The organism is Pseudomonas sp. FeN3W, from assembly GCA_030263805.2.
Classification (GTDB): Bacteria; Pseudomonadota; Gammaproteobacteria; order Pseudomonadales; family Pseudomonadaceae; genus Stutzerimonas; species Stutzerimonas stutzeri_G.
The window spans coordinates 3980841-3995763 of sequence record CP136010.1 but is presented as its reverse complement, the minus strand read 5'-3'; the positions used below and the strand labels follow the sequence as shown (position 1 = coordinate 3995763).

The window sequence follows — 14923 nt, the reverse complement described above, 5'->3', positions numbered from 1 at the left end:
CCCTCTCCCCTCTCCCCTCGGGGAGAGGGCGGGGGTGAGGGGCTGCGCTCCCCGCACCTCAAATCACGCTCTGGAAATGGCCCAGCCCTTTCCGCCAACGACTCTGCGAGCATCTGAATGAACATCGACCTCAAGGAAATGACCCAGCTGGCGCCGATCTTCCGCGAGCTGTTCAAGGGCTACCACCTGTCGCGCAGCGAGCCGGAGCCCTACGCCCAGCTCTCCAACCTGCAGGACCAGTACCGCGCGCTGTTCAAGGCGCTGGGCTTCGAGCTGGTCTGCGATCCGCGCGGCTTCTATTACTTCGTGCCCGAGCAGATGGGCGCACAGGTCAACAAGACCGCCCAGCGCCTGGCGCTGTTCACCTTTATCCTCGTCGAGCACCTGGCGGATCAGGGCCGCGACCCGCTGGCCGTGCTCGACGGCGGCAGCCTCGGCCGCGACGAGCTGCCGGCGCTGCTGGACAAGTACCGCGACCTGTTCCTGCAGGCCGAAGTCACTACCCAGGACGAGCTGGAAGAAAAGGTCATCCGCCGCCTCACCCAGCTCGGTTTCGCCGAGGACAGCAACGGCGTCTACCGCTTCCTGCCGCCGATGCACCGTTTCCTCGACGTCTGCCTGTCGGTGCAGCAGGACCGCGACCTGGCCGCCAGCCTGCACAGCAGCGACCTGCCGCTGCCCGCCCCGGAGCTGATTGCCGAGGACGAGGGCGAGGACGACATCATCCTCATCGAGGAAGCAGCCGAAGAATCGGAAGAAGAAGCCCTGGCCCGCGCCATTGCCGAAGAAAAGGAGCTTGAAGCATGAGCCAGGAACGCTACGGCATCCGCCGCTTCGCCCTGCTGAACACCGCCGGCTACAGCCTCGGCATCTTTCCGCTGGAAAACCCGCTGTCGGTCTACGGCGCCAACAACCTCGGCAAGTCCGCGTCGATCAACGCGCTGCAGTTCCCGATCCTGGCGCGCATGTCGGACATGAGCTTCGGCAAGTACAGCCTGGAGCAGTCGCGCAAGTTCTACTTCGCCTCGGACACCAGCTACATCCTCGTCGAAGTCATGCTGCCCCACGGCCCGCATGTGATCGGCGTGGCCGGGCGCGGCCCGGGCGGCGGCTTCGGCCACCAGTTCTTCGTTTACCAGGGCTCGCTGGATCTGGACCACTACCAGCAGAACGGCACCTGCCTGCGCCAGCGCGAGCTGTTCGCCAACCTCGAACGCGCCGGCATCAAGGCCTACGAGGCCAAGCCGGATGAGCTGCGCCGGCTGCTGGTCGGCGGGCATACCTCGATCCCGCTGGACATGACGCTGATCCCGCTGCGCTCGACCAGCGAGCAGAGCCTGAAGACCTTCCGCGCGCTGTTCATCAACCTGCTGCATATGAGGGAGATCACGGCTGCCAAATTGAAGCAGCTGTTCCTCGATGCCTTCGAACACAGCCTGCGTTCGGGCAGCGTCGACTACATCGCCGCGACGGAAGAGGCGTTTCGCGACGTGCGGCGCATGGAACAGGACTATCAGGCGCTGGTGGCCGCAGGCCCCTTGGTCGAGGCGCTGGCCGCCGGCGTCGCCCAGCGCGAGCTGCTGCGCGGCAAACTGCACCGGCTTTCGCCACTGCTCGACAACCTGCTCGGCACCTGGCACGACTACGCCGACGCGCGCAAGGAAGAGCTGGTGATCCAGGCCGAGCACTACCGCCGCGAGCAGGACGGGCTGCAGAACGAGCAGCGCGGCAGCACCGGCGAACTGATGCGCCTGGAACGCGAGATCAGCGAGACCCAGCGCTGGCTCGGCGAGCTGGCGGTGCTGAAGAATCGTTTCGCCCTGGTCGAGGACACCCACGTTCTGGAGCAGCAGTTGCTCGCCGCCAAGGACGCCCACGACGAACTGGCCGGCGCCCTGGCGCAGTCGCGGCAGTTCTCCAGCGAGGACCTGGATGAGCGCCTGCGCGATCTGGAAAAACGCCTGAAGTCGGTCCGGCAACAGCTCGACCATGCCGACAACAACAGCTACTCGCGTTTGCGCGAGGAGTTCTCCCAGGCCGATGTGGATCGCCTGATGCGCCTGTTCAATGGCCAGCTGTTCAGCCTGCCGCTGGGGGAAAAGGGCATCGCCGCCGAAGGCGATGACTGGATCAAGGCCGTGGAAGCGGTGCTGGATCGCTTCAAGGGCGACACGTTCTCGGTGCCGGGGCTGTCCATCGACCTCTCGCATATCGAGCCGCCGGCGTTGCAGGCTCTCGCCGATCGCGCCGCCCTGCGCGACCAGAAGGACCGCCTGGAGCGCGAGCTGAAACAGCTCAGGACCCAGCACGCCGTGGCCGTCGATCGCGCGGCGAGCAAGGCCCAGGCCGAGGCGCTGTACCAGGCCGTGCTGGATGCGCAGAAGGCGCTGGAGGATTTCCGCCGCAGCCAGACGCTGGCCGCCGAGGAGCCCGCCAGGCTGGAGCAACTGGCCCAGGCCGAAGCCGCCCAGGACGAACTCAAGCGCACCAGTGATGCCTTCGCCGAGCGCGTGCAGCACCTATCCGCCAAGCTGCAACTGGTCGGCCGTCAGCTGGCCGATCTGGAAGCCAAGGAGCGCACGCTGGAAGACGCCCTGCGCCGGCGCCAGCTGCTACCGGCGGATCTGCCGTTCGGCACGCCGTTCATGGACCCGGTGGACGACTCGCTGGACAACCTGCTGCCGCTGCTCAACGACTATCAGGACAGCTGGCAGGCGCTGCAGCGCGTCGACGGCCAGATCGAGGCGCTCTATGCCCAGGTGCGGCTGAAGGGCGTGGCCAAGTTCGACAGCGAGGAAGATCCCGAGCGCCGCCTGCAGTTGCTGGTCAACGCCTATGCCCACCGCCAGGACGAAGCACTGACCCTGGCCAAGGCCCGCCGCGCGGCGGTCACCGACATCGCCCGCACGCTGCGCAATATCCGCAGCGACTACGAGAGCCTGGAACACCAGCTGGCGCTGTTCAACCGCGAGATCAACAAGCGCCAGGTGTCCAACCTGGAGAGCTTCCGCATCGTACTGGCGCCGAACAAGGATGCCCTCAGGCACATCGACCAGATCATCCACAGCGCCGGCCAGTACGAGGAAGGCGAGACGCTGTCGGTGTTCGACCTGTCCCAGTCCGCCGAGCAGGACGCGAAGAACGAGGAAGCCAAGGAATACCTGGCGCGCCTGGTGGCGGCGAACAACAACCAGTTGGGCCTCAAGGACCTGTTCGAGCTGGCGTTCGAGATCACCAAGGTCGGCGGCCAGCCGGTGATCCATACCGACATCGACGGCGCCGCCTCCAACGGCACCACCATGACCATCAAGGCGCTGACCAACATGTACCTGTTGCTGCACCTGATGGACCGCGAGCAGGCCGGACGCATCCGCCTGCCCTACTACCTCGACGAGGCCGCGGACATCGACGAGCGCAACCAGCAGGCGCTGATCGAAACCAGCCTGCAGCTCGGTTTCGTACCGATCCTCGCCTCGGTCAAGCCGCAGGTCTCGGCGCACGTGGCCATCGACCTGGAAGGCGGCAGCGGGCCGGCCGGCATCTACATCGACGAGGCGGACTGGAAATTCATCAGGCCTCGCGAGGCGGTTGCGAGTCAACCAGCGAGCGCTGAAGCGCAACGGCAAGAAGAGCCGGCGTGAGCACCATGTAAAAAGAAAAGGCCCCTCGGGGCCTTTTCTTACGTATATCTCGCAGAAACGGTAGTCGTGCAATCAAACGCAGCTTCAGCTAAGCAGTCCGGCCACACGCCCTGCCGAATCACTCGCGGGTCTCCGCTCGTCCCAACTCGATCTTCGGCGCCCAGCCAAACCATTCCTCCTGCGGCTCCTTGAACAGCGCGAAGGTCTGCCCCGGCAGGGCACGCCGCCCCCTCTGCTCGCCGTCCGGCGTGGCGAAGGCGACGCCGCCTTCGATCAACGACTCCAGCGAGTCGGTACGCAGGCTCGCGCCCTTGAACAGGCTGAAATCGACGCCGAAGCCGCTGGTTTCCCAGAAGCGGCTGCCGGTATGTACCAGCGGCGCATAGCGCGGCTCGATGAGCACGCGGATCAGCACCCGGTCGGCATTCTGGCCCAGCTCGTAGCCGGTCACCTCGCCGACCTTGACCTCCCGGTAGGTGACTGCATTGCCTGGTTTGATCGAGCCCAGCCGCGCAGCGCTGAGGACCAGCGTGAGCCCTTCGCCAACCTTCTGCGGCTCACGCTCTTCACCATTGAATCGAGTCTGTTCGGCCGACCCCGGCTTCCCGGGTGCAACCTCCAGATAGGGACCGCTGACGAGCGTATCCAGATTGGCGGTGCGCATGATGCCCAGCTCGGGCCGAACCACCCAGAACTGCGTGCCCGCGCGAGCGATGCGGGACTCAGCCGTGGTAATCCGAGCACGCAGCACGACGTATCCAAGGTCGTCGCTCAGGGTCACGCTGTCGACCTCACCGACCTCCAGCCCCTTGTAGCGGATCGGCGTGCCGGCACCGAGGCCGTCGCCGCGAGTCAGACGAATCTCTATCGAGGTACCGCGCCGTATTGCGCTGCCCCGGTCCTTGTGCAACTTGAATCGGGGCACTTTTTTGGTAGCCGGCGCTTGCGGATCCGGCGTCTCGAATGCGATGCCCCCGGCCAGCAGGCTCTGCAGGGATTCGCTGCGCACTTCAATGCCGGAAAGGCCGCCGCTCAGGGAAATGCCACTGGCATTCCAGAACCGACTCGAACTGTTCACCAGATCGGCGTAGGGCTGCTCGATGTGTACGCCCACCACTACCCGCTGCTGGTCGCGCGAGAACTGGTAACTCTGCACGGAACCCACCCGTACTTGGCGATAGAGCACAGGACTGCCGACATCCAGAGAGCCGAGGTTGTCGGCCGTCAGCACCAGATGGAGGCCCGGCGAACGTATGTCCAGCGGTGGCGCCTTGGCTCGCGCGACAAAGTTGCGTCGGGGTTCCGCTCCTTTTTCGCCAGGACGAACCGAAATGTAATTGCCGCGCACGAGGGCCTCGAGACCGGAAATGCCGGCAACCGAAACCGACGGTTTGACCACCCAGAACTGCGTGTCCTCGACCAGATAGTCCTCGAACAGCGGGTCGATGGAGAGTTCGGCCTGTGCGCCACTGAGGTCCGAATCGATATCTAGTTTCTTTAGCAAACCGACCTGCATGCCCTTGTAGATGACAGGAGTCCGACCAGCCTGTAGCCCATCGAAATCCTGTAGCGATACGAGCGCCTTGATACCCGCCTGGGCCGCATCGAAGTCCTCATAGAGCCGGAAGGGGATGCTCGGATCGGTCGCCGGGCTGTCCTGGCGGTGGGCAGGCGTGGCAAAGGCAATGCCGCCGGCGACGATGCTAGCCAGCGACTCCGTACGAAATTTCACTCCGGTGAGCCCCGCGTCCACGGTGACACCGCTGGCGTTCCAGAACCGCGTGTGCTTGCGCACCAGGTGCGCGTATTCGGGCTGGATGAACAGCTGCACCTCGACCGTGCTGTCGTCTTCGGCCAACACGTAGTTCTTCACCTGGCCGACCTGGATCTGCCGGTAGAACACCGGGCTGCCACGGTTCAGCGAGCCCAGGCGGTCGGCCTTGAGCGTAAGGTGCAGGCCGATGCGGTTGTCCGACATCGGCGGCTCCTCGGCCAGCGCCGCGAAACGACGCGTTTCTTCACCCTCGGCCGGGCTGATGCCGATGTAGTTGCCCGATACCAGCGTCTCCAGGCCGGTGATCCCGGCCAGGGTAACGCTGGGCCTGACCAGCCAGAAGCGCGTGCCGCTACGCAGGTAGCCTTCGACGTCCTTGTTCATCTCGATATCGGCGACGACCACCTGTCGGCGGCCATCCTCCTCCAGCCGCAGCTCACGCACGACGCCGATGGTCATGCCCTTGTACAGCACCGAGGTCTTGCCCACCTCGATCCCTTCGGCGCTGTCGAACAGCACTTCGATGTGGATGCCCCGTTCGCTATAGGCCTGCCAGGCCAGCCAGGCGCCGATCATCAGCGCGATCAGCGGCAATATCCAGATGGCCGACCAGTTGGAGGCTGGACGGGTTTTTGCTTGCGGCAGGTCAGTCATGCTTGTTCCCGGATTCCGTGTTATCCCAGATCAGACGTGGGTCGAATGTAATGGCTGCGAGCATGGTCAGAATGACTACGCTGGCGAAGGCAACAGCGCCAAACCCCGCTTCGACGCTGGCGAGACTGCCAAAATTGACGATTGCCACCAGAATGGCGATGACGAAGATATCGAGCATGGACCAGCGGCCGATCCACTCGATGAAGCGAAAAACCAATATCCGCTGGCGTGGCGACATTGGATGATGCCTTTGTACCGAAATCAGCAACATGGCGATTCCAAGCAACTTGAACGTCGGTACGAGAATGCTGGCGATGAACACCACCGCGGCGATCGGAAACATGCCGTGCTTGGCCAGTGTGACTACGCCGGACATGATGGTGTCAGGTGCCCCGCTGCCGAGCATGCGTATCGTCATGATCGGCAGCAGGTTGGCCGGCAGATAGAGCAACGCTGCAGTGATCAGCAATGCCCAGGTGCGCGCAATGCTATTGGGCCTGCGCATATGCACTCGGGCACCGCAACGGCTGCAATGCTGATGCTTGATATCAGGCGTAGCCCGGTTCAGCTGGTGGCACTCGTGGCAGACCATCAGTCCGACGTCAGCGGCGCGCATCGTCAGACTCCGACAGCGCTTCCCAGACCTGATGCGGTGACATCACGAGCTCCAGCCACACCTGAACGACCAGCAGCCCGGCAAAGCAGGCTAGGCCGACACCAAGGCTCAGCTCCGCCATGTCTCGTAGCTTGATGATGGAAACGAGGATCCCAAGCAGATAGACCTCAAGCATCCCCCACTCGCGCAGATGGTGATAGATCCGGTAGAGCAGCAGCCCTACTGATTTGGCGCGATCGATGGCGATGCAGAGCAACACGGCGAGCTGGCACAGCAGTTTCAGCAGCGGCACCGCCATGCTGCAGAGGAAAACCACCACGGCAATGCCTTGCATGCCGCTGTTGTACAGACTTAGCACGCCACTCCAGACGGTATCGTGGGTGACTCGCCCAAGGAGGTTCAACTGCATGATCGGCAGGAAATTCGCAGGAAAGTAAAGCAGCAGGGCCGCCAACACCAGCGCCAGCCCCGGGCCTACGATGCGGTGTCGTAACCGAAACAGCTCGCAGCCACAACGAGGACACTCAGCGACCTCACCAAGGTTGAGCGTCGGCCTGGTCATCAACAGATCACATTCTGGGCAGCCGACGAGCTGTTCGATCGGAAGCTCTTCGAGCCTTGGACTAGCAGCCGATTCCGGCATGAGGAATATCCGAGTAAAGCACTTATCTTAAACGAGCCATACCCACAGCGTTGAGTAGCCAGCCAAAAGACAGGATTTAATCTGAGTCCGAACCTGCTTCTCAAGCTTTTAGATCGCACAAAAGCAAACCCCCGGCCAGCTTGCGCGGGTCGGGGGTTTGGGAAAGGAGCTTGACGATGACCTACTCTCACATGGGGAGACCCCACACTACCATCGGCGATGCGTCGTTTCACTACTGAGTTCGGGAAGGGATCAGGTGGTTCCAACGCTCTATGGTCGTCAAGCAATTCAGTTGCTGCCTCGGGGTTTAGCCGCTGCAGCGAATTGGGTATGTGATCGAACGGGTATTGCGTGTTCGTGCAGATTTTCGGTTTGTTTGTCGACTTACCGTCTAACAGCCAAATTGTTTGGGTGTTATATGGTCAAGCCTCACGGGCAATTAGTATGGGTTAGCTCAACGCCTCACAGCGCTTACACACCCCACCTATCAACGTCGTAGTCTTCGACGGCCCTTCAGGGAGCTCAAGGCTCCAGTGAGATCTCATCTTGAGGCAAGTTTCCCGCTTAGATGCTTTCAGCGGTTATCTCTTCCGAACGTAGCTACCCGGCAATGCCACTGGCGTGACAACCGGAACACCAGAGGTTCGTCCACTCCGGTCCTCTCGTACTAGGAGCAGCCCCTCTCAAATCTCAAACGTCCACGGCAGATAGGGACCGAACTGTCTCACGACGTTCTAAACCCAGCTCGCGTACCACTTTAAATGGCGAACAGCCATACCCTTGGGACCGGCTTCAGCCCAGGATGTGATGAGCCGACATCGAGGTGCCAAACACCGCCGTCGATATGAACTCTTGGGCGGTATCAGCCTGTTATCCCCGGAGTACCTTTTATCCGTTGAGCGATGGCCCTTCCATACAGAACCACCGGATCACTAAGACCTACTTTCGTACCTGCTCGACGTGTCTGTCTCGCAGTCAAGCGCGCTTTTGCCTTTATACTCTACGACCGATTTCCGACCGGTCTGAGCGCACCTTCGTACTCCTCCGTTACTCTTTAGGAGGAGACCGCCCCAGTCAAACTACCCACCATACACTGTCCTCGATCCGGATAACGGACCAGAGTTAGAACCTCAAAGTTGCCAGGGTGGTATTTCAAGGATGGCTCCACGCGAACTGGCGTCCACGCTTCAAAGCCTCCCACCTATCCTACACAAGCAAATTCAAAGTCCAGTGCAAAGCTATAGTAAAGGTTCACGGGGTCTTTCCGTCTAGCCGCGGATACACTGCATCTTCACAGCGATTTCAATTTCACTGAGTCTCGGGTGGAGACAGCGCCGCCATCGTTACGCCATTCGTGCAGGTCGGAACTTACCCGACAAGGAATTTCGCTACCTTAGGACCGTTATAGTTACGGCCGCCGTTTACCGGGGCTTCGATCAAGAGCTTCGCTTGCGCTAACCCCATCAATTAACCTTCCGGCACCGGGCAGGCGTCACACCCTATACGTCCACTTTCGTGTTTGCAGAGTGCTGTGTTTTTAATAAACAGTCGCAGCGGCCTGGTATCTTCGACCGGCATGGGCTTACGTAGTAAATACTTCACCCTCACCGGCGCACCTTCTCCCGAAGTTACGGTGCCATTTTGCCTAGTTCCTTCACCCGAGTTCTCTCAAGCGCCTTGGTATTCTCTACCCAACCACCTGTGTCGGTTTGGGGTACGGTTCCTAGTTACCTGAAGCTTAGAGGCTTTTCCTGGAAGCATGGCATCAACCACTTCGCTTTCTAAAAGAAAGCTCGTCATCAGCTCTCGGCATTAAGACCCCGGATTTACCTAAGATCTCTGCCTACCACCTTAAACAAGGACAACCAACGCCTTGCTGGCCTAGCCTTCTCCGTCCCCCCATCGCAGTAACTAGAAGTACGGGAATATTAACCCGTTTCCCATCGACTACGCTCTTCAGCCTCGCCTTAGGGACCGACTCACCCTGCGTCGATTAACGTTGCGCAGGAACCCTTGGTCTTTCGGCGTGCGAGTTTTTCACTCGCATTGTCGTTACTCATGTCAGCATTCGCACTTCTGATACCTCCAGCCAGCTTCTCAACTGACCTTCACAGGCTTACAGAACGCTCCTCTACCGCTCAACTTGCGTTGAACCCGTAGCTTCGGTACCTGGTTTGAGCCCCGTTACATCTTCCGCGCAGGCCGACTCGACTAGTGAGCTATTACGCTTTCTTTAAAGGATGGCTGCTTCTAAGCCAACCTCCTAGCTGTCTAAGCCTTCCCACATCGTTTCCCACTTAACCAGGATTTTGGGACCTTAGCTGACGGTCTGGGTTGTTTCCCTTTTCACGACGGACGTTAGCACCCGCCGTGTGTCTCCCGTGCTGACACTTGCTGGTATTCGGAGTTTGCATCGGTTTGGTAAGTCGGGATGACCCCCTAGCCGAAACAGTGCTCTACCCCCAGCAGTGATACACGAGGCGCTACCTAAATAGCTTTCGAGGAGAACCAGCTATCTCCGAGCTTGATTAGCCTTTCACTCCGATCCACAGGTCATCCGCTAACTTTTCAACGGTAGTCGGTTCGGTCCTCCAGTCAGTGTTACCTAACCTTCAACCTGCCCATGGATAGATCGCCCGGTTTCGGGTCTATTCCCAGCGACTAGACGCCCTATTAAGACTCGCTTTCGCTACGCCTCCCCTATTCGGTTAAGCTCGCCACTGAAAATAAGTCGCTGACCCATTATACAAAAGGTACGCAGTCACCTAACAAAGTAGGCTCCCACTGCTTGTACGCATACGGTTTCAGGTTCTATTTCACTCCCCTCTCCGGGTTCTTTTCGCCTTTCCCTCACGGTACTGGTTCACTATCGGTCAGTCAGTAGTATTTAGCCTTGGAGGATGGTCCCCCCATATTCAGACAAAGTTTCTCGTGCTCCGTCCTACTCGATTTCATTGATAAGAGATTTTCGCGTACAGGGCTATCACCCACTATGGCCGCACTTTCCAGAGCGTTCCGCTAATCTCAAATCAACTTAAGGGCTAGTCCCCGTTCGCTCGCCACTACTAAGGGAATCTCGGTTGATTTCTTTTCCTCAGGGTACTTAGATGTTTCAGTTCCCCTGGTTCGCCTCACACACCTATGTATTCAGTGTGTGATAACCATCTTATGATGGCTGGGTTCCCCATTCAGACATCTCCGGATCACAGCCTGTTTGCCGACTCCCCGAAGCTTTTCGCAGGCTACCACGTCTTTCATCGCCTCTGACTGCCAAGGCATCCACCGTATGCGCTTCTTCACTTGACCATATAACCCCAAGCAATCTGGTTACTGTCTATAACGTGAAGACGACATTCGCCGAAAATTTGCATAGAGAACACGCAAATTTTACCTTGACTTGAATAATCACCAGTGAAAGTGATCACTCAAATCTACTTCTATCACATACCCAAATTTTTAAAGAACAGTTCTGGCGCAAAGACCAGAAATCAATACCCTCACCCATCATCAGATGCGCAAGCAGCACTCATTTCTGAGCTTTCAGCGATTTTCGAGTTAATGGTGGAGCCAAGCGGGATCGAACCGCTGACCTCCTGCGTGCAAAGCAGGCGCTCTCCCAGCTGAGCTATGGCCCCATCTACAGATCGGCCACATCCCATGACAATTGGTGGGTCTGGGCAGATTCGAACTGCCGACCTCACCCTTATCAGGGGTGCGCTCTAACCAACTGAGCTACAGACCCAATCGTCTCTCTCGGGTCGAAACCCAATCGCTTTTCGCTAGTGAATCAAGCAATTCGTGTGGGAGCTTATGAAGAAGCTGAAGTCTTCGATTAAGGAGGTGATCCAGCCGCAGGTTCCCCTACGGCTACCTTGTTACGACTTCACCCCAGTCATGAATCACTCCGTGGTAACCGTCCCCCCGAAGGTTAGACTAGCTACTTCTGGAGCAACCCACTCCCATGGTGTGACGGGCGGTGTGTACAAGGCCCGGGAACGTATTCACCGTGACATTCTGATTCACGATTACTAGCGATTCCGACTTCACGCAGTCGAGTTGCAGACTGCGATCCGGACTACGATCGGTTTTATGGGATTAGCTCCACCTCGCGGCTTGGCAACCCTTTGTACCGACCATTGTAGCACGTGTGTAGCCCAGGCCGTAAGGGCCATGATGACTTGACGTCATCCCCACCTTCCTCCGGTTTGTCACCGGCAGTCTCCTTAGAGTGCCCACCTTAACGTGCTGGTAACTAAGGACAAGGGTTGCGCTCGTTACGGGACTTAACCCAACATCTCACGACACGAGCTGACGACAGCCATGCAGCACCTGTGTCAGAGCTCCCGAAGGCACCTATCCATCTCTGGAAAGTTCTCTGCATGTCAAGGCCTGGTAAGGTTCTTCGCGTTGCTTCGAATTAAACCACATGCTCCACCGCTTGTGCGGGCCCCCGTCAATTCATTTGAGTTTTAACCTTGCGGCCGTACTCCCCAGGCGGTCGACTTAATGCGTTAGCTGCGCCACTAAGATCTCAAGGATCCCAACGGCTAGTCGACATCGTTTACGGCGTGGACTACCAGGGTATCTAATCCTGTTTGCTCCCCACGCTTTCGCACCTCAGTGTCAGTATTAGCCCAGGTGGTCGCCTTCGCCACTGGTGTTCCTTCCTATATCTACGCATTTCACCGCTACACAGGAAATTCCACCACCCTCTGCCATACTCTAGCTTGCCAGTTTTGGATGCAGTTCCCAGGTTGAGCCCGGGGCTTTCACATCCAACTTAACAAACCACCTACGCGCGCTTTACGCCCAGTAATTCCGATTAACGCTTGCACCCTTCGTATTACCGCGGCTGCTGGCACGAAGTTAGCCGGTGCTTATTCTGTCGGTAACGTCAAAACAGCAAGGTATTAACTTACTGCCCTTCCTCCCAACTTAAAGTGCTTTACAATCCGAAGACCTTCTTCACACACGCGGCATGGCTGGATCAGGCTTTCGCCCATTGTCCAATATTCCCCACTGCTGCCTCCCGTAGGAGTCTGGACCGTGTCTCAGTTCCAGTGTGACTGATCATCCTCTCAGACCAGTTACGGATCGTCGCCTTGGTGAGCCATTACCTCACCAACTAGCTAATCCGACCTAGGCTCATCTGATAGCGCAAGGCCCGAAGGTCCCCTGCTTTCCCCCGTAGGACGTATGCGGTATTAGCGTTCCTTTCGAAACGTTGCCCCCCACTACCAGGCAGATTCCTAGGCATTACTCACCCGTCCGCCGCTGAATCAGAGAGCAAGCTCCCTTCATCCGCTCGACTTGCATGTGTTAGGCCTGCCGCCAGCGTTCAATCTGAGCCATGATCAAACTCTTCAGTTCAATACTGCTTGGGTTTTGAGAAAACCCTAAACTTGGCTCAGCAATCGCAAATCTCTTTACAAGAAAGAGTAACTCTCGAATAAACGAGTGTTGCTTTGTGATGCTGATAATCTATCTGACCATCAGTCTTACATTCACAAGCACCCACACGAATTGCTTGATTCAGTTGTTAAAGAGCGTTTCGATCAAGCCTTTCGTCTCAACCGAGGCCGCACATTCTACAGCAGCCTTGTTACCTGTCAAGCTGTTTTTGAAGAAGTTTTTCTTTCTTCTCAACCGCTTGCGCTTCAGATCAACCCAGCGTCTCTCATCAGCGGGAGGCGAATCATACAGCGTTCAAACCCACTGTCAACCACCTCTTTCAACCGCTTCCGATCAACCTGACCGGAGCCGCCAACAGGACTCAACCACCACCCTGCCAGCCCGGCGCATTCTACTCGAATCCGCCACCGGTGCAACCTTTTTATTTCGCTAACCTTTTGATTTACAAGAGGTTTTGCTTGAGGACTGCGCCGGAAGTGGTGCGCATTATAGGCACCTGAAAACAGCCGTCAACCGTTTATTTCAGTTTTATTCAAGCCGACTCTTTCTGCTGCATACTGAAGTGAGAGCCTTAGCCACCGCAGGAACGCGCAAGAAGAAGAGTGCCGCGGCACTACCTGCATAGAGGAACCAGCGCGCCGCGTCCGCTCGAACCACCCAGAGCATATGCAGCAACGCCAGAACGACAATGAGATAAACCAGCCTATGCACTTTCTTCCAGCGCTTACCAAGCCGGCGCATGCTCCAACGAGACGATGTCATCGCCAAGACAGTCAGCCCGACAAACCCTAGTCCACCCACCAGGATATAGGGTCGTTCGCGCAACTCTTCGCTCAGACGGGAAAAATCGCCACCGAGTAAAAAGTATAGATAACTCGCCAGGTGCAGGAGCGCATAGGTGAAACACCAAAGCCCAAGCTGACGCCGTACGGCCAGCCAGCCGCCCCATCCAGTCAATCGCTGCAAGGGCGTCATTGAAAGCGTCAGAAGCAGCACGACCAGCGCGCCCTCGCCAAGATTGTCGACCAGCACCTTGCCGGGATCAGGGCCAAGCGCGAACTGCCAGCCCAGGTACAGCCAATACAATGGCAAGCTCGCGGCACAGACGAAAACTGCCGGCCGCCACACGGGATAGCGCATCAGTAATCCTTACTGAGATCCATCGAGCTATATAACCCCGCGACTTGCTCTGCGTAGCCATTGAACAGTTGGGTGTCCCGGAGATTCGGGCTGAACAGGCTTCCCGGAAGTCGACGCTCACGAGCCTGCGACCAACGAGGGTGCGAAACCTTCGGGTTGACGTTGGCGTAGAAGCCATATTCCTGCGGCGCCATCGACTGCCAGGTCGTAGTCGGCTGCTCGCGCACGAAACTGATCCGCACTATGGACTTGATGCTTTTGAAGCCGTACTTCCAAGGGACCACCAACCTCAGTGGCGCCCCATTCTGGTTAGGTAGCGTGCGACCATACATGCCGACCGCGAGCAACGTTAGTGGATGCATGGCCTCATCCATTCGCAACCCCTCGACATAGGGCCAATCGATCAGTCCAAATCCAGAGCGGGTTCCGCGCATTTCCTCCGGCCGGTACGCCGTTTCGAACCGAATAAACTTCGCAGAGGAATGCGGTTGGGCCTTGCGAATCAGATCGGCCAAAGGAAAACCCAGCCACGGAATGACCATTGACCAGGCCTCCACACAGCGAAGCCGATAGATGCGCTCCTCGAGCCGGCTTTCCGAGCACAGGTCCTCAAGAGCGTAACGCCCGGGCTGATCGACCTCACCATCGATCAACACCGACCAAGGCTCCACTTTCAAAGCCGAAGCATGACGCGCCGGATCACCCTTGTTGGGACCGAACTCGTAGAAGTTGTTGTACTGGGAAGCGTCCGCAAATGGCGTAATGGTTTCGTCTTCTGGGACCACTGCCTGCCAACGGGCGTTGGCCAGTTTGTCGGTGAACCACTCCGGAGCCTGCGCCGCAGTCACGCCGGGATAACGCTCGGAAGCATTAGCGAGAGACGGCAATCCTGCGGCAGCACCGGACAGCATGACTCCACGAAGAATCTGCCGGCGGCTGAAGTATGCCGCCTCGGTAGTTACCTCTGACTCACGACACTCGCCGGAGGCGGGAATCCTGATAAGCATGGGTTGCTCCGCGTATTGACTCCGACGGAGCAATAC

8 protein-coding genes, 2 tRNA genes and 3 rRNA genes are annotated in these 14923 nt (G+C 58.5%); 3 read left to right on the top strand and 10 right to left on the bottom strand.

Annotated features, from left to right (window positions below; translation table 11 throughout):
* Positions 1 to 117 precede the first annotated feature (117 nt).
* Both mksE and mksF read left to right on the top strand, forming a co-directional pair.
* Complete coding sequence (gene mksE, locus P5704_018810; protein WOF78060.1) at positions 118 to 807, top strand: Mks condensin complex protein MksE; 690 nt, start codon at positions 118 to 120, stop codon at positions 805 to 807.
* Positions 804 to 3641 (top strand): Mks condensin complex protein MksF, encoded by a 2838-nt coding sequence (gene mksF, locus P5704_018805; GenBank protein ID WOF78059.1) that lies wholly within the window; start codon positions 804 to 806, stop codon positions 3639 to 3641. The genes mksE and mksF overlap by 4 nt, the downstream gene beginning before the upstream one ends.
* 118 nt (positions 3642 to 3759) lie before the next feature.
* Here the strand turns inward: mksF and P5704_018800 are convergent, their stop codons facing one another.
* From P5704_018800 to P5704_018765, 8 genes are all read right to left on the bottom strand, one after another.
* Positions 3760 to 6069, bottom strand: coding sequence for an MlaD family protein (locus P5704_018800; protein ID WOF78058.1), 2310 nt, complete (start codon positions 6067 to 6069; stop codon positions 3760 to 3762).
* Positions 6062 to 6685, bottom strand: a complete 624-nt coding sequence (locus tag P5704_018795) for a paraquat-inducible protein A (protein WOF78057.1) — start codon at positions 6683 to 6685, stop codon at positions 6062 to 6064. Before P5704_018795 ends, P5704_018800 begins: the two co-directional genes overlap by 8 nt.
* Positions 6672 to 7328 carry a paraquat-inducible protein A gene (locus tag P5704_018790; protein WOF78056.1) on the bottom strand — a complete coding sequence of 219 codons (657 nt, stop codon included), beginning with the start codon at positions 7326 to 7328 and terminating at the stop codon, positions 6672 to 6674. Before P5704_018790 ends, P5704_018795 begins: the two co-directional genes overlap by 14 nt.
* A gap of 168 nt (positions 7329 to 7496) precedes the next feature.
* Positions 7497 to 7612 (bottom strand): 5S ribosomal RNA (gene rrf / locus P5704_018785).
* Positions 7613 to 7746: 134 nt separating this feature from the next.
* Positions 7747 to 10634, bottom strand: a 23S ribosomal RNA gene (locus P5704_018780).
* A gap of 253 nt (positions 10635 to 10887) precedes the next feature.
* Positions 10888 to 10963 (bottom strand) — tRNA-Ala (locus P5704_018775).
* 30 nt (positions 10964 to 10993) lie between these two features.
* A tRNA-Ile gene (locus P5704_018770) sits at positions 10994 to 11070 on the bottom strand.
* A gap of 91 nt (positions 11071 to 11161) precedes the next feature.
* A 16S ribosomal RNA gene (locus P5704_018765) occupies positions 11162 to 12698 on the bottom strand.
* Together the 16S, 23S and 5S rRNA genes with 2 tRNA genes alongside form the textbook arrangement of a ribosomal RNA operon.
* Before the next feature lie 97 nt (positions 12699 to 12795).
* Between P5704_018765 and P5704_018760 the strand changes: the two genes are divergently transcribed.
* Positions 12796 to 13173, top strand: coding sequence for a hypothetical protein (locus P5704_018760; GenBank protein ID WOF78055.1), 378 nt, complete (start codon positions 12796 to 12798; stop codon positions 13171 to 13173).
* 95 nt (positions 13174 to 13268) lie between these two features.
* Here P5704_018760 and msrQ read toward each other — a convergent pair whose 3' ends face one another.
* Complete coding sequence (msrQ, locus tag P5704_018755) at positions 13269 to 13880, bottom strand: protein-methionine-sulfoxide reductase heme-binding subunit MsrQ (protein WOF78054.1); 612 nt, start codon at positions 13878 to 13880, stop codon at positions 13269 to 13271.
* Entirely contained in the window at positions 13880 to 14887 is a 1008-nt protein-coding gene (gene msrP, locus P5704_018750) for a protein-methionine-sulfoxide reductase catalytic subunit MsrP (protein WOF78053.1), read from the bottom strand. Before msrP ends, msrQ begins: the two co-directional genes overlap by 1 nt.
* Positions 14888 to 14923 lie beyond the last annotated feature (36 nt).